Annotated in this window: 16 protein-coding genes and 2 riboswitches; of the genes, 14 read left to right on the forward strand and 2 right to left on the reverse strand. The window is 67.1% G+C overall.

The features are described 5' to 3' along the window. Entirely contained in the window at nt 1-732 is a 732-nt protein-coding gene (locus tag XI05_RS38140; RefSeq protein WP_271511413.1) for a precorrin-2 C(20)-methyltransferase, read from the forward strand. Continuing rightward, nucleotides 729-1,463, forward strand: a complete 735-nt coding sequence (gene cobJ, locus XI05_RS38145) for a precorrin-3B C(17)-methyltransferase (RefSeq protein ID WP_271511416.1) — start codon at nt 729-731, stop codon at nt 1,461-1,463. Before XI05_RS38140 ends, cobJ begins: the two co-directional genes overlap by 4 nt. On the opposite strand, the gene XI05_RS38150 is transcribed toward cobJ, so the two are convergent. Continuing rightward, a complete protein-coding gene (locus tag XI05_RS38150) occupies nt 1,439-2,185 on the reverse strand; it encodes a cobalt-precorrin-6A reductase (protein WP_271511419.1) in 747 nt (248 codons plus the stop codon). The two genes, cobJ and XI05_RS38150, sit on opposite strands and share 25 nt — an antisense overlap. Between XI05_RS38150 and cbiE the strand changes: the two genes are divergently transcribed. The 8 genes from cbiE (at nt 2,184) to cobT (ending at nt 9,378) form a co-directional block, all read left to right on the forward strand. After that, nucleotides 2,184-3,365 (forward strand): precorrin-6y C5,15-methyltransferase (decarboxylating) subunit CbiE, encoded by a 1,182-nt coding sequence (gene cbiE, locus XI05_RS38155; RefSeq protein WP_271511422.1) that lies wholly within the window; start codon nt 2,184-2,186, stop codon nt 3,363-3,365. The genes XI05_RS38150 and cbiE overlap by 2 nt on opposite strands. Continuing rightward, nucleotides 3,362-3,730, forward strand: coding sequence for a cobalamin biosynthesis protein (locus XI05_RS38160; protein WP_271511426.1), 369 nt, complete (start codon nt 3,362-3,364; stop codon nt 3,728-3,730). The genes cbiE and XI05_RS38160 overlap by 4 nt, the downstream gene beginning before the upstream one ends. Continuing rightward, nucleotides 3,727-4,509, forward strand: coding sequence for a precorrin-4 C(11)-methyltransferase (cobM, locus tag XI05_RS38165; RefSeq protein ID WP_271511429.1), 783 nt, complete (start codon nt 3,727-3,729; stop codon nt 4,507-4,509). Before XI05_RS38160 ends, cobM begins: the two co-directional genes overlap by 4 nt. Further along, nucleotides 4,509-5,819 (forward strand): cobyrinate a,c-diamide synthase, encoded by a 1,311-nt coding sequence (locus XI05_RS38170; RefSeq protein WP_271511432.1) that lies wholly within the window; start codon nt 4,509-4,511, stop codon nt 5,817-5,819. The genes cobM and XI05_RS38170 overlap by 1 nt, the downstream gene beginning before the upstream one ends. Beyond that, nucleotides 5,816-6,547 (forward strand): uroporphyrinogen-III C-methyltransferase, encoded by a 732-nt coding sequence (gene cobA, locus XI05_RS38175; RefSeq protein ID WP_271511435.1) that lies wholly within the window; start codon nt 5,816-5,818, stop codon nt 6,545-6,547. The genes XI05_RS38170 and cobA overlap by 4 nt, the downstream gene beginning before the upstream one ends. A 45-nt stretch (nt 6,548-6,592) precedes the next feature. After that, nucleotides 6,593-6,811, forward strand: a riboswitch (cobalamin riboswitch). A gap of 37 nt (nt 6,812-6,848) precedes the next feature. Further along, nucleotides 6,849-7,526, forward strand: a complete 678-nt coding sequence (locus tag XI05_RS38180) for an energy-coupling factor ABC transporter permease (RefSeq protein WP_271511437.1) — start codon at nt 6,849-6,851, stop codon at nt 7,524-7,526. Nucleotides 7,527-7,565: 39 nt separating this feature from the next. Continuing rightward, entirely contained in the window at nt 7,566-8,315 is a 750-nt protein-coding gene (cobF, locus tag XI05_RS38185; RefSeq protein ID WP_271511440.1) for a precorrin-6A synthase (deacetylating), read from the forward strand. Nucleotides 8,316-8,325: 10 nt separating this feature from the next. After that, entirely contained in the window at nt 8,326-9,378 is a 1,053-nt protein-coding gene (gene cobT, locus XI05_RS38190) for a nicotinate-nucleotide--dimethylbenzimidazole phosphoribosyltransferase (protein ID WP_271511449.1), read from the forward strand. Here the strand turns inward: cobT and XI05_RS38195 are convergent. Further along, on the reverse strand, nt 9,371-9,943 hold the full coding sequence (locus XI05_RS38195) for a histidine phosphatase family protein (protein WP_271511452.1): 573 nt from the start codon (nt 9,941-9,943) through the stop codon (nt 9,371-9,373). The genes cobT and XI05_RS38195 overlap by 8 nt on opposite strands. A 72-nt stretch (nt 9,944-10,015) precedes the next feature. Continuing rightward, a riboswitch (cobalamin riboswitch) is annotated at nt 10,016-10,218 on the forward strand. 116 nt (nt 10,219-10,334) lie between these two features. Between XI05_RS38195 and XI05_RS38200 the strand changes: the two genes are divergently transcribed. The 4 genes from XI05_RS38200 (at nt 10,335) to XI05_RS38215 (ending at nt 18,256) form a co-directional block, all read left to right on the forward strand. Beyond that, nucleotides 10,335-12,692: a TonB-dependent receptor gene (locus XI05_RS38200; protein ID WP_271511454.1), complete on the forward strand. Its 2,358-nt coding sequence runs from the start codon at nt 10,335-10,337 to the stop codon at nt 12,690-12,692. Between the two features lie 12 nt (nt 12,693-12,704). Beyond that, nucleotides 12,705-14,138 carry a PepSY domain-containing protein gene (locus XI05_RS38205; protein ID WP_271511457.1) on the forward strand — a complete coding sequence of 478 codons (1,434 nt, stop codon included), beginning with the start codon at nt 12,705-12,707 and terminating at the stop codon, nt 14,136-14,138. A 531-nt stretch (nt 14,139-14,669) separates the two neighbouring features. After that, nucleotides 14,670-16,679 carry a hydantoinase/oxoprolinase family protein gene (locus XI05_RS38210; protein ID WP_271511460.1) on the forward strand — a complete coding sequence of 670 codons (2,010 nt, stop codon included), beginning with the start codon at nt 14,670-14,672 and terminating at the stop codon, nt 16,677-16,679. Continuing rightward, on the forward strand, nt 16,676-18,256 hold the full coding sequence (locus tag XI05_RS38215; RefSeq protein WP_271511463.1) for a hydantoinase B/oxoprolinase family protein: 1,581 nt from the start codon (nt 16,676-16,678) through the stop codon (nt 18,254-18,256). Before XI05_RS38210 ends, XI05_RS38215 begins: the two co-directional genes overlap by 4 nt. Nucleotides 18,257-18,258: the final 2 nt, after the last annotated feature.

An 18,258-nucleotide genomic window follows, 5' to 3' on the forward strand; every position in this document is an offset into this window, starting at 1 on the left:
ATGGGACGCATCATCTGCTGCGGTCTCGGCCCCGGTGATCCCGACCTGATGAGCGTGCGTGCCGATCGCACGGTGCGTGGCGCCAGCCACGTAGCCTATTTCCGCAAGAAGGGCAGGCCGGGTCAGGCGCGCCGCATCGTCGAGGGCATGCTGACGGGCGGCGTCACCGAATATCCGATGGAGTATCCGGTCACGACGGAGATCGCCTTCGACAGCCCCGAATATGTCCAGCTGCTCGCTGGCTTCTACGACGAATGGGCCGAGCGCCTGGCGCGGCTGTCGCGCGCCGTCGACGTCGTCGTGCTGTGCGAGGGCGATCCCTATTTCTATGGATCGTTCATGCATCTGCACACGCGCCTGCAAGGCCGCGTCGAGATCGAGGTGATCGCCGGCATTCCCGGGATGGTCGGTTGCTGGAATGGCGTCGGGCAGCCGATCGCGCTCGGCGACGACGTCACGACGGTGCTGATGGGGACGCTCCCCGAGGCCGAGCTCGAACGGCGCATGCGCGATTCCGATGCGCTGGTCGTCATGAAGACCGGCCGCAATCTCGCAAAAGTGCGCCGCGCGCTCGTAGCCGCCGGGCGGCTGGATGATGCCTGGCTGGTCGAGCGCGGCACCATGCCGGGCGAGCGGGTGGTGCGGCTCGCCGAGATCGATGCGGCCGATTGTCCCTATTTCGCGATCGTGCTCGTGCACGGCAAGGGCCGGCATCTGGACGCCGCCGAATGACGGGCACGCTCACCATCGCGGGCCTCGGGCCGGGCAGCGACGCGTTGGTGACGCCCGAGGTCACGGCCGCGCTCGCGACGGCGACCGATATTCTGGGTTATGCGCCCTATGTTTCGCGCGTGCCGCCGCGGCCTGGGCTCACCCTGCATCCCTCCGACAATCGCGAAGAGCTGCAACGTGCGAGCGAAGCCCTGCGGCTTGCCGCCCAAGGCGGGCAGGTCGTGGTCGTCTCCTCCGGCGATCCCGGCGTGTTCGCGATGGCATCCGCCGTGTTCGAGGCGCTCGAACGGGCGCCGCAATGGCGGGATCTGCCGATCCGCGTGCTGCCGGGCGTCACCGCGATGCTGGCGGCGGCGGCACGCGCCGGCGCGCCGCTCGGCCATGATTTCTGCGCGATCAACCTGTCCGACAACCTCAAGCCATGGGCGGTGATCGAGAAACGCTTGCGCCTTGCGGCGGAAGCCGATTTTGCCATCGCGATGTACAATCCGCGCTCGGCAAGCCGGCCGGAAGGATTCGGCCGGGCGCTGGCAGTGCTTCGCGAGGCCGGCTGCGGCGAGCGTCTCGTGATCTTCGCGCGCGCGATCAGTGCGGCTGACGAGAAGATCGTGACCGTTACGCTGAACGAGGCGCAACCCGAGATGGCCGACATGCGCACGCTGGTGATCCTGGGCAATTCGCAGACACGCCGCGTCGGCCGCTGGGTCTATGCGCCGAGGCGGGCAGAATGACCGAGCCATCGCATCACGTCAGTGACGCGCTCGGCCCGTCGGCGCTCGGGCAGCTGCGGTCGCGAGATCATGATTACGGGAAGGCCGAGCCCGCGGGCCGCATCGATCTTGGCGCGCGCGCCGTCGCCGCCGGAATTGCGGGCGACGATCCAGGCGATGCCGCGTGTGCGCAGCATGTTCAGCTCGCCGTCGAAAGTGAACGGGCCGCGCGACACGATCACATCGGCCGCGAAGGGCAGGGGCGCGTCGGGCGGATCGACGAAGCGCAGCGTGTAGGCGTGCTGCGGCTTCGTCGCGAATGGCGCAATGTGCTGGCGGCCGATGGCGAGGAACACGTTTGCAGCGGCGTCCGGCAGCGCGGCGACGGCAGCGTTGACATCCGCCACCTCGATCCAGGTGTCGGCGGGCGCCTTGATCCAGGCCGCGCGCTCCAGCGCAAGCAACGGCGTGCCGGTTTCCGCGCACGCCTCGACGGCGTTGCGACTCATTTCCGCGGCGAAGGGATGCGTCGCATCGATCACATGGGTGATGCCTTCGCGGCGGATGTAGTCGGCCAGCCCGCTCACGCCACCAAAACCGCCGATGCGGGTCGGCAGCGGTTGGTCGGCCGGCGCGCGCGTGCGGCCGCCATAGGAATAGACGGCATCGATGCCGGCGCGCGCGATCTCCGCAGCGAGCAAGCTCGCATCGGCCGTTCCGCCCAGAACGAGGGCGCGCATCATGTCTGATCCCTGGCTGACCATCATCGGTATCGGCGAAGATGGCCTTGCCGGGCTGTCGGAGGCAAGCCGAAAGGCGCTTGCCAAGGCCGAAACCGTGTTCGGCGGCGAGCGCCATCTCGCGCTTGCCGGCGTTGGCAGCCGCGGCCGTCCGTGGCCGGTGCCGTTCGATGCGAATGTCGTGCTGAGCTGCCGCGCCCGGCCAACGGTGGTGCTCGCCTCCGGCGATCCGTTCTGGCATGGCGCGGGTACCAGTCTTGCCGAGAAGCTTGGGGCCAACGAATGGATCGCGCACCCCGCGCCGTCGACCTTCTCGCTCGCCGCCGCGCGCTTGGGCTGGCGGCTGGAGGCAACGACGTGCATCGGCCTCCATGCGGCGCCGTTCGAGCGCCTGGTGCCGCATCTGGTGCGAGATGCGCATATCATCTGCCTGATGCGCGACGCAGCGGCGGTCGGCGATCTCGCGAAATGGCTGACCGAGCGCGGATGGGGCGCGTCACTGATGTGGACGCTCGAGGCGCTTGGCGGGCCACGGGAATACACTGACCAGCATCGTGTCGACCTCTTTGCCGAGGAGGTCGCCGCTGATCTGGTCGCGGTGGCGGTGTGGGCGAGGGGCGCACAGGGCATTCCCCGCAGCTCGGGCCTGCCAGACGATCTGTTCGTCCACGACGGCCAGATCACCAAGCGGCCGGTGCGCGCGCTCGCGCTTTCGGCACTGGCACCTCGGTCCGGCGAACGGCTGTGGGATCTCGGCGCTGGCTCAGGCTCGATCTCAGTGGAATGGACGCTGTGCGGCGGGACGGCGATTGCAGTCGAAGCGCGCGAGGATCGCGCCGCGAACATCCGCAAGAATGCAGCCGCCTTCGGTCTGGCGCATCGCATCACAGTCGTCACGGGCAGGGCACCGGAAGCACTTGTCGGGTTGGAAGCGCCGGATGCCGTCTTCATTGGCGGTGGTCTCGACGAAGTGTTATTTGATGCGATCTGGACGCGGCTCTCGCCCGGAGCGCGGCTCGTGGCGCATGCGGTGACGCTGGAGACGGAAGCGCTGCTCGGCGAGCTCCATCAGCGCCATGGTGGCGAGCTGACGCGGGTGGAGATTTCTCAAGTCGCCCCGCTCGGGCGCTATCGGTCGTGGGAGCCAGCACGTCCCGTGGTGCAGTGGAGTGCGATGCGATGAAGGTCGCCGGGCTCGGCTTCAAGCGCGATGTGACTTTGGCTTCGCTGCGCGAAGCGCTGCTGGCTGCCGGCGGTGCGGAAGGACTTGCGGCGGTGGCAACCGTCAGCGACAAGGCCGATACCGACGCACTGAAGCAGCTCGCACGTGAGTGCGGCGTGCCGATCCGGGCCGTTCCGGCCGCGACACTGGCCGGCATCGACACGTTCACGCAATCGAAGCTCGTCGCGGAGAAGTTCGGCACCGGATCTGTGGCCGAGGCTGCGGCGCTCGCAGTCGCAGGTCCCAGCGCGCGGCTCATTGCAACACGGGTTGTCTCGCAGGATCGCACCGCGACCGCCGCGATTGCCGAAGGAGACGGCCCATGACCGTGCATTTCATCGGCGCAGGGCCGGGCGCGCCTGACTTGCTGACCTTGCGGGGCCGCGACCTGATCGCGGCCTGTCCGGTCTGCCTCTATGCCGGCTCGCTGGTGCCGGAGGGCGTGCTGGCGCATTGCCCGCCGGGAGCGCGGATCGTCAACACTGCCCCAATGTCGCTCGACGAGATCATCGCCGAGATCGCAGCCGCGCATGCGGCAGGCCAGGACGTCGCGCGGCTGCATTCCGGCGATCTCTCGATCTGGTCGGCGATGGGCGAGCAGCTCCGCCGTTTGCGCGCGCGTGGGATTCCCTACACAGTGACACCCGGCGTTCCCTCATTCTCGGCTGCCGCAGCGGCACTGGAAACCGAGCTGACGCTGCCCGGTCTTGCTCAGACGGTCGTGCTGACGCGCACGCCGGGCCGAGCCAGCGCGATGCCCGAAGGCGAGAAGCTCGCCGCGTTCGCCGCGACCGGCGCGGTGCTCGCGATCCACCTGTCGATCCATCTGCTCGACCAAGTCGTCGTCGAGCTGACGCCGCACTACGGCGCGGATTGCCCGGTCGCGATCGTCTGGCGCGCGAGCTGGCCGGAGCAGCGCATCGTGCGCGCGACGCTGGCAACGCTCGATGCGGCCGTGGGTGGCGAGATGGAGCGCACGGCGTTGATCCTGGTCGGCAAGACGCTTGGCGCGGCCGATTTCGACGAGAGCCGTCTCTACGCCGCCGATTACGACCGTCGCTACCGGCCCGTCGGTGCCGAGCCGCGCTTTCCGGAGGCGTCGTGATGCCTGCGAGCCTCGTCATCTCCGCGCCGGCCTCCGGCGTCGGCAAGACCACGCTGACGCTGGCACTCGCCCGCGCCTGGCGCCATCGCGGCCTGAACGTGCAGTGCTTCAAGAGCGGGCCCGATTACATCGATCCCGCCTTCCACACCGCGGCCACGGGACGCGCCTCGGTCAACGTCGACAGCTGGGCGATGGATCGCGGCACTATCGCACATCTAGTCAGCCGTGGTGCTGAAGCCGATGTCGTGCTCGCCGAGGGATCGATGGGCCTGTTCGACGGTGTCGCTGCGCGCGGTGTCTCCGGCACCGGAGCGACCGCTGACATTGCGGAGATGCTGGGCTGGCCGGTGGTTCTTGTGATCGATCCCTCCGGCCAGGCGCAGACCGCGGCGGCGATCGCCACAGGCCTTCGCGATTACCGCGCCGGCGTGCGCCTCGCCGGCGTCGTGCTCAACCGCGTCGCCAGCCCGCGCCATGAGGATCTGGTGCGGCGCGCGCTGAACGAGGCCGGCATCACCGTGTTCGGCGCGCTGCCGCGCCATGCCGAGATCAGTCTGCCGAAGCGGCATCTCGGCCTCGTGCAGGCTGAAGAGCAGGCCGAGATCGGCAAGCTGATCGACGAGGCCGCGCGCTTCGTTGCCGAGCACGTCGATCTCGATGCGGTGCTCAACTCGGCGGGCAAATGGTCGCCGCAAGCTGCGGCGAACGACATGAGCGTAACGCCGCCCGGCCAGCGCATCGCGCTGGCCCGCGATGCGGCATTCTCCTTCGTCTATCCGCACATGCTGGAAGCCTGGCGCGCGGCGGGCGCCGAGATCGTGCCGTTCTCGCCGCTGGCCGACGAAGCGCCCGATGCGAGCGCCGACGTGTGCTGGCTGCCGGGCGGCTATCCCGAGCTGCATGCCGGAAAGATCGCGGCCAATGCGCGCTTTCGCAGCTCCTTGCGCGCTTTCGCCGAGACACGGCCCGTGCATGGCGAATGCGGAGGCTATATGGTGCTGGGCGCAGGCCTCACCGACGCCGACGGTATCAGCCATGAGATGACGGGGCTGCTCGGCCTGGAGACCAGCTTTGCCAAGCGCCGCATGCATCTCGGCTATCGTCTGGCCGAACTCGCCGCGCCGATGCCGGGGCATCGGCCGGGTGCGCGCCTGCGCGGCCACGAGTTCCACTATTCGACCATCCTCACCCAGCCCGATACGCCGCTCGCGGTCGTGCACGACGCCACCGGCACAGTCATTGCAGAGACCGGCTCGCGCCGTGGCCATGCCACCGGCACGTTCTTCCATCTGATCGCGGAGGACCGGTGAGCGGCTTCGTCTCTTTCGTGTCCGCCGGTCCCGGCGATCCCGAGTTCCTCACGGTGAAGGGTGCCGCGCGGCTGCGCGAGGCCGATGTCGTGCTCTACGACGATCTTGCCTCCGGCGCGATCCTCGATCTTGCCCGGCCCGGTGCCAATCTCGTCGCGGTGGGGAAGCGGGCCGGGCGTCCTTCGACCAAGCAGCACCACGTCAACCGTCTCCTGGTCGACTACGCCGCAACCGGCGCGCGCGTGGTGCGCCTCAAGTCCGGCGATGCCGGCATTTTCGGTCGGCTCGAGGAGGAGCTGGAAACGCTGCGCGAGGCCGGCATCGGCTACGAGATCGTTCCCGGCGTCACATCCGCCTGTGTCGCCGCCGCCCAGGCCGGCATTCCCTTGACCCGCCGGCATACCTCCCGCCGGGTGCAGTTCATCACCGGGGCCGACGTCACAGGCGAGCTGCCGCCGAATTTGAATTGGGCGGCGCTGGCTGATCCCGAGGCCACGACCGTCGTCTATATGGGCCGGCGCACCTTTCCGGCGCTTGCCGCAAAATTGATCGCGCACGGTCTCGCCCCCAGCACCCCGGCGCTGTTCGCCGAATCTCTCGGGCGTCCCGACGAACGGCTGGTCCGTACCACGATTGCCGAGCTTGCCGAGCAGCTTGGCCGCGGCGGTGCCGCTTCCACCGCCGCCGTGATCCTGTTCGGCGCGCTGGCGGGAGAATATCCGGCATGACGGCTCCGGCAGCGGTTCGCCCCTTGACGCCCGCAATGCGAAAGGGGCACACAAGAGCGGCATGGTGCTCGACGCGGCGCAAAGCGCCGGAGCATAATCGGGAATGGGGATGGGCGGACCCAGTTGCGGCGCCCAAAACCCCAGCCGCCCCCGCGACTGTAAGCGGTGAGGGGCTCCGAACCGCCACTGGTCCGCAAGGTCCGGGAAGGCCGGAGAACCCAGTGAACCGCGAGCCAGGAGACCGGCCGTGCATGTTTTGAGGCCAAGGCCGTCGGGTGTGACGGCAGGAAGGAATTGAGCCATGCATATCGAACCCGGCGTCGTGACGGGCGCCAAGCTCGTGTTGAGTTACGCAACCGGAATCGCCGCAGGCGGCGTTGCCTTGAAGCTTGCGGTCGAGACCGTGCGCGAGCAGGGCGTCGTGTCGTTCGCCGCGCGGACGCTGGCCACGACGGCCCTCGTGTTCGTGTTCTTCGAGATCCTGCCGCACTTCCCGGTCGGCGTTTCCGAGGTGCACTTCATTCTCGGCTCGACCCTGTTCCTGCTGTTCGGCGCGGCTCCCGCGGCCTTCGGCCTTGCGCTCGGCCTGCTGCTCCAGGGCGTTTTCTTCGAGCCCGCTGACATCCCGCAATATGGCATGAACGTCACGACGCTGCTGGTGCCACTGTTCGCGATCCAGGCAATCGCTGCCCGGATCATTTCGCGCAACAGCGCCTATGTTGATTTGAAGTATCGGCAGGCGCTGGCGCTTTCGACGACCTACCAGGCCGGCGTGATCGCGTGGGTGGCGTTCTGGGCGCTTTATGGTTCCGGTTTCGCCATGAGCAACCTCGCCAGCATCGCGACCTTCGCGGCGTCCTACGCACTGGTCATCGTGATCGAGCCGCTGGCCGATCTTGCCGTGCTGGCGCTGGCGAAGTCGCTGCGTGGTGTCACCGCGCCTGGCTTCGTCACGCCTCGCCTGCACAACGCGGCTTAAGAGACAAGGGGCGGCCGTCATGGCCGCCCCACACACCCGATGCTCACGCTCTCCCTGATAGGCATCGGTTGCGGCGATCCCGAGCAGCTCACGCGCGCCGCGATTGCCGCCATCAACGCGGCCGATCTCGTCCTGATCCCGCGCAAGGGAAGCGCAAAATCCGATCTCGCCGATCTCAGGCGGACGATCTGCACTGACGTGCTCACCAACAAAGCGACGCGGATCGCCGAATTCGATCTTCCCGTGCGCGACGCGACCGAGGCCGACTATCGCAAGGGCGTCGACGATTGGCACGATGCCGTTGCCGCCACGTGGTCGCGGACCATTGCAAGCCATCTCGGCGGTGACGGCAAGGTCGCGCTGCTGATCTGGGGCGACCCGTCGCTCTACGATTCCTCGCTGCGCATTGCGCGGCGATTGAATCCGTTGCCGACAATCGAAGTCGTGCCGGGCATCACCACGATCCAGGCGCTGTGCGCGGCGCATGCGCTGCCGCTCAACGACATCGGCGAGCCGTTCCTGGTCACGACGGGGCGGCGCTTGCGCGAAGGCGGCTGGCCGGCGGGTGTCGATACAGTCGTGGTGATGCTCGACGGCGGCACGGCGTTCCAGTCGCTCGATCCGGCTGGGCTTCACATCTGGTGGGGTGCCTATCTCGGCATGTCCGATCAGATCCTCATGTCCGGCACCCTGGCCGAAATGGGCGCACGCATTGCCGCCGCGCGGCAGGACGCACGCGAGCGGCACGGCTGGATCATGGACAGCTACATTCTCAAACGCAGGCGTTGAGCGAGGCAGCATGCTTCCCGAATGGGTCACCCAGAACTGCCCCGAAATCTCCGCGGTCCATCGCGAGGCGGCCGTTGCGCGGCAGGCGCAACTGACGAAGCCGACGGGCGCGCTCGGCCGGCTGGAGCAGCTCGCGATCGAGCTTGCGGGCCTTCAGGCCACCGAGCAGCCGCGCGCCGCGCGGGTCCCGATCATCATCTTCGCGGGGGACCATGGCATCGTCGCGCAGGGCGTGTCGGCCTATCCGCAAGCCGTCACCATCGCGATGATGGCGAATTTTGCCTCCGGTGGCGCCGCGATCTCCGTGCTGGCGCGCGAGCTGGGTTCGAGCCTCGAGGTCGTCGATGCCGGTACGCTGTCCCAGGAGCAGATGTCCGGAGTAGTCACCGACAAGCCGCGCAGCGGTACGCGCGATTTCAGTGCCGAGGCCGCGCTCACCCCGGCGGAATTGGCCTTCGCCTTCGCGGCCGGCCAGCGCGCGGTGGTTCGCGCCGAGGCCAGCCGGCCTGATCTGTTGATCTTCGGCGAGATGGGGATCGGCAACACCACGACATCGGCGGCGATTGCTGCGAGCCTGCTCGGTGTGAGCGCCGGGGAGATCGCGGGCAGCGGCACCGGCATCGATGCGGCCGGCCGCGCGCACAAGGCGCGGGTGATCGATGCGGCGATCGCGCGCCATCGCGTCGCCGCAGCCTCGGTCGAGACAATCCTGTGCGCGGTCGGCGGCCTCGAAATCGCGGCGATCTCGGGCGCGATCATCGCGGCCGCGCAACGCCGCATTCCCGTGTTGATCGACGGCTTCATCGTCTCGGTGGCGGCGCTGGCGGCGGCGCGCCTCAATCCCTCCTGCCTGCCGTTCCTGTTGCCCTCGCATCAATCGGCGGAGCAAGGACATCGGCTGGTGTTGCGCGCGCTGAACGTGCAGCCGCTGATCAGCCTCGATCTCAGGCTCGGCGAGGGATCGGGCGCCGCCATTGCGCTGCCGCTGGTGCGCTCGGCCTGCGCACTTCACAACGGCATGGCGACCTTTGCGCAGGCCAATGTGCCTGACAGGCCTAGCTGATCCGCTGATTGACGGAGACGACGCGCCAGCCGCTGGCGAGCCGGTCGATCCGGGTCAGCGACAACGGATCGATCACGAAGCGCAACGCCGCTTCCGGTGCGAGATCGAGCGCGATGCAGAGCGCGGCGCGGATGGTGCCGGAATGCACCACCAGCGCTGCGGAGCCTGGGCCGATCCGCGACAGGCCGAGCCGGACGCGGGCGACCTGATCCGCAAAGCTTTCGCCATTCGGCGGTCGTCCGCGCGCCGGATCGCGCCAGAACTGCGCGTAGATCTCGCCGCCGGTTGCGGCGAGCTCGTCATGCCGATGGCCGGTCCAATCGCCGAAATCCTGCTCCTGGAATTCGCTGACCAGCTCCGGTTCCAGCCCCAGCGCGCGCGCCGTCTCGACCGTGCGCCGCGATGGGCTGGCATAGCTTGCGACATCCGCGGGCAAGCGCTGCTTGAGAGCCGCCAATGCCGCGCGATCGCCGAGATCGGCCGGCGCATCGGCTGCATGGATCGTCCCGGCTACGCCCGCGACAACCGCGTGCCGTATCAACCAGAGGAAGGTCTCGCCTTCCATGCTCATCTCCAAGGAAGCTTGTCGCTGTTGCCACGACGCCGCAACTGGCACATTGACTCTGTCTTGGTGGTAATCCTAGATGCTCGCGACGGTTTTCCCGAGAGGGAATGAAAAGGGAATGCGGTGCGGGGAAAATTGTCCCCAATGCCGCGGCTGCCCCCGCAACTGTGAGCGGTGAATCCTTCGTCACGAGCCACTGGGTCCTCGGTCCCGGGAAGGCGACGAAGAGGTCACGACCCGCGAGCCAGGAGACCTGCCGTCAGCCGTGGTCACACGCGAAGATGTCGGTCGGGGAGTACAGACATTCGGCTTCATCGGACGGCTGCAAGGCCAAAAGGTGAGACCTCGTTCGCTGTGACGTGCCACTGACGTCATACCGAGGTTTAGTACCGTGTCTTCCATCCGTATCGCACGACCGCGCCGCGTCCTGCTGGTTTCCGCCGCGTTCACGTCCTTCGCCGTTCTCGATCCGCCTGCCGCTCTGGCGCAGCAGGTCCGAGAGCCGCTGCCACCCGTCGAGGTGTCGCCCGCCCAGGCGCGCAAGCCGGCCAGACCGGCAGCAGGAGAGGCGGCGAGCGCGCGCCGCGCGGCAGCGCGCAGGCCGGCGGCCGTATCGGCAGCGCCAAAACCCGTCATGCCGGATTCGACGGCGCAAACGCCGCTCAACACCAATGCCGTTGCCGAAAGCGCCTCGAGGCTCGGCCTGACGGTGCGGCAGACGCCCGCGACCGTCGAGGTGATCTCGGCCGAAACCATGCGCGAGCAGGGCTATCGCACCGTGTCCGAGGTGGCGCAGGGCGCCGTCGGCGTCACCTCCGGCGACAACCCGGCCGAACCTTCCGCCTTCTCGATGCGCGGCTTCACCAACAGCCAGATCAACACGCTCTACAACGGCATCAAGATCGGTCCGCAGAACATGACCTCGCGGATCGTCGACACCGCCAATCTGGAGGCCGTGGAATTCCTCAAAGGACCTGCCTCGCTGATCTCGGGCGAGGGTGCCGCGGGAGGCGCCATCAACTTCGTCACCAAGCAGCCGCACACCGGAGCGATCCGCAACGAGGCAAATTTCTCCTGGGATTCGCTGAATTCGTTCCGGGCCCATTACGGCTCCGGCGGCAGCACCAATGTGCAAGGGATGGACTATCGCTTCGACATCAGCCGTTCCACGCTGAACGGCTTTGCCGACGACACCAACGTCAAGACGTTCGGCACGTCCGGCCAGCTCAATTACCGGGTCTCCGACAGCCTCAAGATCTGGGGTGCGGTCGAGTATCGCGAAGACCGCTCGAAGGCCTATTGGGGCGCGCCGCTGGTGCCGGTCGCCTTCAGCGGTTCGCATGCGACGACGGGGATCGTCTCCGGCAATTACGTCTCGAACTACAACGGTACCAATCTCGGTGCCGTCACCATCGACGACCGCACCTTCAACACCAATTACAACGTTCTCGATAACCGCAACCTGGCGCAGGAAGTGTGGCTGCGCGGCGGCTTCGAGCTGAAGCTCGCGCCTGACCTCACGGTGAAAAGTCAGGCCTATGGCTATGGCGCCGAACGGACCTGGTTCAACAACGAGATCGAGGCATTCAACTCCACCACGAACCTGGTCGATCGCGAGCGCTTCTATGTCGCCCATAGCCAGCGGCTGGTCGGCAACATCACCGACCTGATCTGGGACACAAATATTGCGGGCTTCGACAACCGGCTGGTCACGACGCTGTCGTCGAGCTATCTCGATTTCGTCAGGCCCGGCGCGGCAAACTTTCCCGGGGATTCCGTTTCGCTGGTCGATCCCAACCGCGGCTTCTACGGCCTGCTCACGACACAGCAGCAGACCGCGCGCATCGACAACGAGGCGTTGTCGTTCGAGGACCGGCTGAAGCTGACGCGCAGCTTCGCGCTGATCGGGGGCCTGCGTGTCGAGCACATCGGACTCGACCGGAACTCGACCGACAAGGCCGGGCTGGAGAAGGCAGGCTTTCCGTACACGAAAGACTGGGCGCCGGTGACGGGACGCATCGGCTACACCTGGGAGGCCGTGCCCGGCCTGACCTTCTTCAGCCAGTACGCCACCGGCGCCGACGTCGCAGCCAACAACATCTTCCTGCTGTTGCCGACCCAGCCGCTGGACCTGACGACGTCGCGCACCTACGAGACCGGCGTCAAGCATCTGTTCTGGGACAATAGGGCGGAGTGGTCGTTCTCGGCCTATGACATCCTGCGCAAGAACGTCTATGCGGCGGCCGGCGGGCAGGCTCTCAACATTGCCGGGCGGCAGGAGTCCAAGGGCGTCGAGCTTGCCGCCTCCGTGCGCCCGATCGAGCCGCTGCGGCTCTGGGGCAACATCGCCTATGTCGATGCGCGCTATGCCGACTACAATTTCGTCGGTGGCTCGTTCTCCGGCAACACGCCGCCGAACGTGCCGCGTATCGTGGCCAATGCCGGTGCATCTTACCGGTTCTTCACGCCCTGGCCTGTGGAGCTCGGCATCACCGGCCGTCATGTCGGCGACCGCTACAACACCGATGCGAACGTCGTGACGATGAAGGCCTACACCGTGGCCGACGTCTACGCCTTCGTCGATATCCCGAAGGCCGTGTTCAACGCGGTCGACCAGGCCCGCCTGACGTTCCGCGTCCGCAACATCACCGACAAGCGCTATGCGATCTGGGGCGATCCGTTCTATCCCGACCAGATCCTCCTGGGCGCGCCGCGCACCTACGAGGTCTCGGCCGCGTTCAAATGGTGAGGCCTTGAGCGCATGATGGGCGCGATCGTCCTCTCGCATCGCTGGCTCGGGATCGCGTTCTGCCTGCTGTTCGCGATGTGGTTCGCGAGCGGGATCGTGATGCACTTCGTCCCGTTTCCGTCGCTGACGGAAGCGGAGCGAGTTGCCGGACTCGCGCCGCTAGATCGTGACAAGACGATCTCGGTCGCGGACGCCGTTGCTGCGAGCGGAATCACCGACGGGACGCGTGTTCGGCTGATCCAGCGCAGTGATGGACCGGTCTACGTCGTCTCGGGCCCCGCAGGTTCGCGAGCGGTTCGCGCCTCCGATGGAGGAGACGCGCTGGTGACGTCCGCCGGTGTCGCGCTCACCATCGTGCAGGGCTATTCACGTCAGCGCGGGCTCGACGCGCCACGCGCCGCGATCGCCGCTCGGTCGGACTACGATCAATGGAGCGTGCCGAACGGTTTTGATCGCCATCGCCCCTTGTTTCGCGCCGCTCTCGGCGATGCCCCTGGAACGGAGGTCTACGTTTCGTCGCTGACCGGGGAGGTCGTCCTGGATACGACGCGCAGTGAGCGCGCGTGGAACTGGGCCGGCAGCGTGCTGCACTGGATCTATCCGACGGTTCTGCGCAGCAGCTGGGTGCTGTGGGATCGGGTGGTCTGGATGCTGTCGCTGCTGGCCCTGATCGCGGCATCGCTTGGCGCGGTGCTCGGAATCGTGCGGATCAGGTTTCGCAAGGGCCAAATCGCCTCGCCTTACCGTGGCTGGCATGCGCTGCATCACCTGATCGGCCTCGCGGCGATGCTGTTCGTGCTGAGCTGGATCTTCAGCGGCTGGCTCTCGATGGATCACGGCCGCCTGTTCTCGCGCGGGCAATTGACGCCGGCAGAGGCGGGCGTGATCGATGCCGTCCCGGATTGGCGAGACGCTTCACCGCTCGATCAGCAGCCAATATCGCCGTCGGCGCGCGAGGTCGAATGGTTCGCCTTCGGCGGCAAGATCTATCGGCGCGATCGGATCGCGCTCGGCCACCAGACTCTGATCCGGGCAGGGGACGCGCCGCGCGATGGACAGGCGGCATACCTGGATACGCAGGAGATCGGGGGTCTGACGGCGCGCCTTGGCGCCGGCTGTGCCGCACCGTTCCTGCTCGCCGACAACGACGACTATCCGGCGCAATCCGCTATTCCCGGGGCTCCTGTCTACCGCACGCTCTGCGGCGCTCTCTGGTTCGATATCGATGCCGCCAATGGCAAGGTGCTGCAAAGACTGGACCCGTCACGGCGGGTCTATCGCTGGCTCTACAGTGCGCTGCACACGCTTGATTTCCCGATTCTGCTGGCTCACGCGCGGCTGCGTGACGCTCTCATTGTCGGCCTCTGTACGCTCGGACTGATGTTCTCCATCACCGGCGTCGTCATCGGTTGGCGACGCTTGCGGGCGTCGCTGGCGAGCGCATAGCCAATCGCGATACCCGGCGTGACCTGTTCGGGGGCGCCGGTGCTGCGCCTGGTTATCCACCAGCGGCCGGTGATCCTCCTCGCTTACTGACCGTACAATAAAGAGAGGCTGAGCCGACCTGCGTGCATAGCTCCTGGTCAGTCCTCTCTCCCGCACCGCAGTTCGATCGCCTGGAAATTAGACAAACGGCCTTGCGCGATCCGATTGCAGTGCAACGGGCGCTCCCATTTGTGTCGAAGAATCCAAGGGTGCGCTGCACATTTCTGGCTTTCGTATGCTTCTGCTCTCTGCGCGAGCAGCGCTGCACCAAAACGGTGCAGCCGATGGTGCGCCGCGCAATGCCGGCGGCTCGCTGGCTCGGTGGTTTGCGACAACTCCGACCCTATCCCGCGGCCATCGCTCTGTCGCACGCTCGCACGTGATGGCATGACAGGGAATGACGATGAGCGTGCTCGCTTTGGCATTGGATGCGGCAATGGCCGGGAAGGACCTGGCGTCCGGTCCGGACGTCACGCGTAGCTGACTGTGCAGATGAGCTACTCCGACAATCACTGGGAGGTCGGCACCGATATCGGTGGCACCTTCACCGACATCATCGCCATTCGCCGCGATTCCGCGGAAGCGCGAATTGCGAAGGTGCCGTCGCGCCCCGACGCTCCGGTGCAGGCGATGCTGGAGGCAATCGAGGCAGTCGGCCTGCGTAAGAGCGAGATCAAGCGCTTCGTCCACGGCACCACGCGCGTGACCAACGCGATCGTCGAGAACCGGCTGCCGAAGGTGGCGCTGGTCGCGACCGAAGGCTTCGCCGACGTGCTCGAGATCGCCCGCTATCGCCGGCGCGATCTCTACCGGCTCGACATTCCGCCAAAATCGCCGCCTTTGGTGCCGCCTGAGCGATGCTTCGGGCTCGCCGAGCGCCTCGATCATGAGGGGCGGGTGCTGAAGGCGCTCGAGGAAGCCGAGATCGACCGCCTGGTGGCGTGGCTGAAAGAGACCGGCGTGCAGAGCGTCGCGGTCGCGCTCCTTCACGCCTATGCCAATCCGGTGCATGAAAAGATGCTGGGCGAGCGGCTCAAGGACCTCGTCGCCCATGTCTCGCTCTCGCACGAGGTCAATCCCGAGGCACGCGAATATGAGCGGACCTCGGCGACCGTGTTCAACGCGGCCGCGATGCCGATCGCGGTGGAATATCTCAGCGAGCTGGAGCAGCGGCTGCCGATCGGGGCGGGCCTGCAGGTGTTTCACTCCGCCGGCGCCATGGTCCCGATTTCGGCGGTAAAGCGGCGTCCGCTGGTGATGGCGATGTCGGGGCCGGCGGCGGGCGTCTCGGCTTCGGTCAGCATCGCGCGCCAGCTCGGCTGCTCGCGGATGCTGACCTTCGACATGGGCGGGACCACGACGGACGTGTGCCTGATCGTCGACGGCCAGGCCGAAATGACCGACGGCCGCATGCTCGGCGACAAGCCGCTGCGCCAGCCGATGCTCGCGGTGCATTCGATCGGCGCGGGCGGCGGATCGATCGTGCGCAACGGTCCCGGCGGGCTGACGGTCGGGCCCGAGAGCGCCGGCTCCGAGCCGGGCCCGGCCTGCTATGGCCGTGGCGGCACGGAGCCCACCATCACCGATGCCAATGCCGTGCTCGGCTATCTCAATCCCGAGACCAAGCTTGGCGATCGCATCGGCATCGACATCGAGAGCGCCAAGCGTGTCATCGCGCCAATTGCGCACGCACTCGGACTGAGCCTAACCGAAACGGCGCTCGGCATCATCAAGGTCGCGAACGCGACCATGGCCCGCGCGCTCCGCCGCGTCACGGTCGAGCGCGGCATCGACGGGCGCGACTGCACGCTGCTGGCCTTCGGCGGCGGCGGCCCGATGCATGCCGCGGGCCTCGCCGATCTCTACGGGATTGCAGAGGTCGTCGTGCCCACTGCCTCGAGTGCGTTCTCGGCGCTGGGCTGCCTCACCGCCGATTTCAGCTTCCTGCAGCAGCAGACCCTTCGCGCTGCCCTCGACGGCATCGATCTCGCCCGCGTCTCGGAGCGGATCGAAACCCTGATTGCCGATGCCTCGGCGCCGCTTCTCGCCAACAATGTTGCAAGAGCGGAGATCCAGGTCGAGCTGGTGGCCTTGATGCGCTATGCGGCGCAGAATGACGCCATTCCGGTATGGTTCACGCTGCCGCTCGACGTTGTCAGGCTGAAGCAGGACTTCCTGACGCGGCATCATGAGCTGTTCGGCTATGCGACCGGCGAGCCCTGCGTCATCGAATCCGTGCGGGTGCAGGCCCGCCGCCCGTCGACGACCGTCGTAAGTCGGCCGGCGACTGCGGTGAGGGCGGTGTCGTCAGGTACGCGCATCTGCTCGTTCGACGGTTTCCACGACATCGCGACGGCAATCATCGACCGCGCCTCGCTCACGGAGACCGTCAGCGGCCCGACCATCATTGAAGACGCATGGTCCACGGTGGTGGTGCCACCTGGCTGGCAGGCGAAACCCGATATATCAGGCAATCTGTTCCTGACGCGGGGGGCAGCATGAAGCTCGATCCGTTCGTCGTCGAGGTCATCAGGCATGGGCTCTCCGCCGCGGCCGAGGAGATGAGCCTCGTCATGACGCGCTCGGCGCGCTCGCCGCTTTTGCGCGAGGCCGGCGACCTCTCGTCAGCGATCACCGACGGCTACGGCGGCCTGGTCGGGCAGGGCCGCGACATTCCGATCCATCTCGGCGCGATGGCCTATACGATCCCTGAGCTGCTGAAGGTCATGCCGCGCGATGGCCTGAACGACGGCGACGTGGTGATCTACAATGTCGGCGCGCTCGGCGGCAATCATCTCAACGACGTCAAGGTCGTGCGCCCCGTCTTCTTCGACGGCGAAATGGTCGCCTTCGCGGTCAGCCTCGCGCATTGGCCCGACATCGGCGGCACCTGGCCCGGCAGCTATTTCGCCAAGGCGGTCGACACGTTTCAGGAGGCGATGCGAATTCCGCCGGTGCTGATCGCAACCGCTGCCGGCCTCAACACGCCGATCGTGCAGCTGCTCAAGGCCAACGTTCGCGATGCCGAATCCTGCGAGGGCGATCTCCTCGCCCAGATCGCGGCGACCAAGGCTGGCGAGAAGCGCATCGTCGAGCTCTGCCGCGAGCATGGCAAGGCGGTCTTCATGGCGGCGCAGTCGCGCCTGCACGATCTCTCTGAAATCGAGATGCGGGAAGCGCTGCGCGATCTTCCGGATGGCGTCTACGAGGGCGAGGATTATCTCGACGACGGCAGCGCGAACAACGCGCCGGCGCGCATCCATGTGAAGATCACCATTCGCGGGGATGAAGCGACCTTCGATCTCTCCGGAAGCTGCGACCGCGTCTCCAATTTCTGCAACACGACGCCGTTCATGGCGCGCTCGGCTGTCGCCTATGCCGCGCGCATCATGAGCGGACGCGACATGCAGCAGAACGCCGGCGCGCTGCGGCCGCTGACCATCATCACGCGCCCGGGCTCGATCCTGGAGCCGGGCTGGACCGCCTCCGTTGCCGCCGGCAATCACGAGACCTCCATGCGCATCGTCGATGCGATCTTTCGCGCCATGCAGGACACCATTCCCGAGCGCCTGTCGGCGGGCGGGGCGACCACCGCGGGCGTGCTGTTCTTCGCCGAGCCGCGGCCGAACGGTTCCTGGAAGATGCTGTACGAGGTCCATGGCGGCGGCGAAGGCGCGCGGCACGATCGGGCCGGCACGTCCGCAACCCGCGTGCATCTGTCCAACACCTCGAACACGCCGGTCGAGGTGATCGAGGCGAATTACGCGATCCGGCTGGAGCAGCAGGCCATTCGCCGGCAGTCAGGCGGCGCGGGGGCGCATCGCGGCGGTGACGGCTCCGTCCGCACCTACCGCATCCTGGCGCCATCAATGCACCTGACCAGCTGCATCGAACGCATGGTGATGGCGCCCTGGGGCATGCAGGGCGGCCATCCCGGCAAGGCCTGCCGCATCTCGCTGGTCCGGCAGGGCCAAAACGTCGCGATCGACGGCAAGTCGAACCTGGTGTTGCAGCAAGGCGATCTCGTCACGATCGAGATGTGCGGTGGCGGCGGCTACGGCGCTGCGGCGGCGAACTGAGG

It is taken from the genome of Bradyrhizobium sp. CCBAU 11357, from assembly GCF_028128865.1.
Taxonomy (GTDB): domain Bacteria; phylum Pseudomonadota; class Alphaproteobacteria; order Rhizobiales; family Xanthobacteraceae; genus Bradyrhizobium.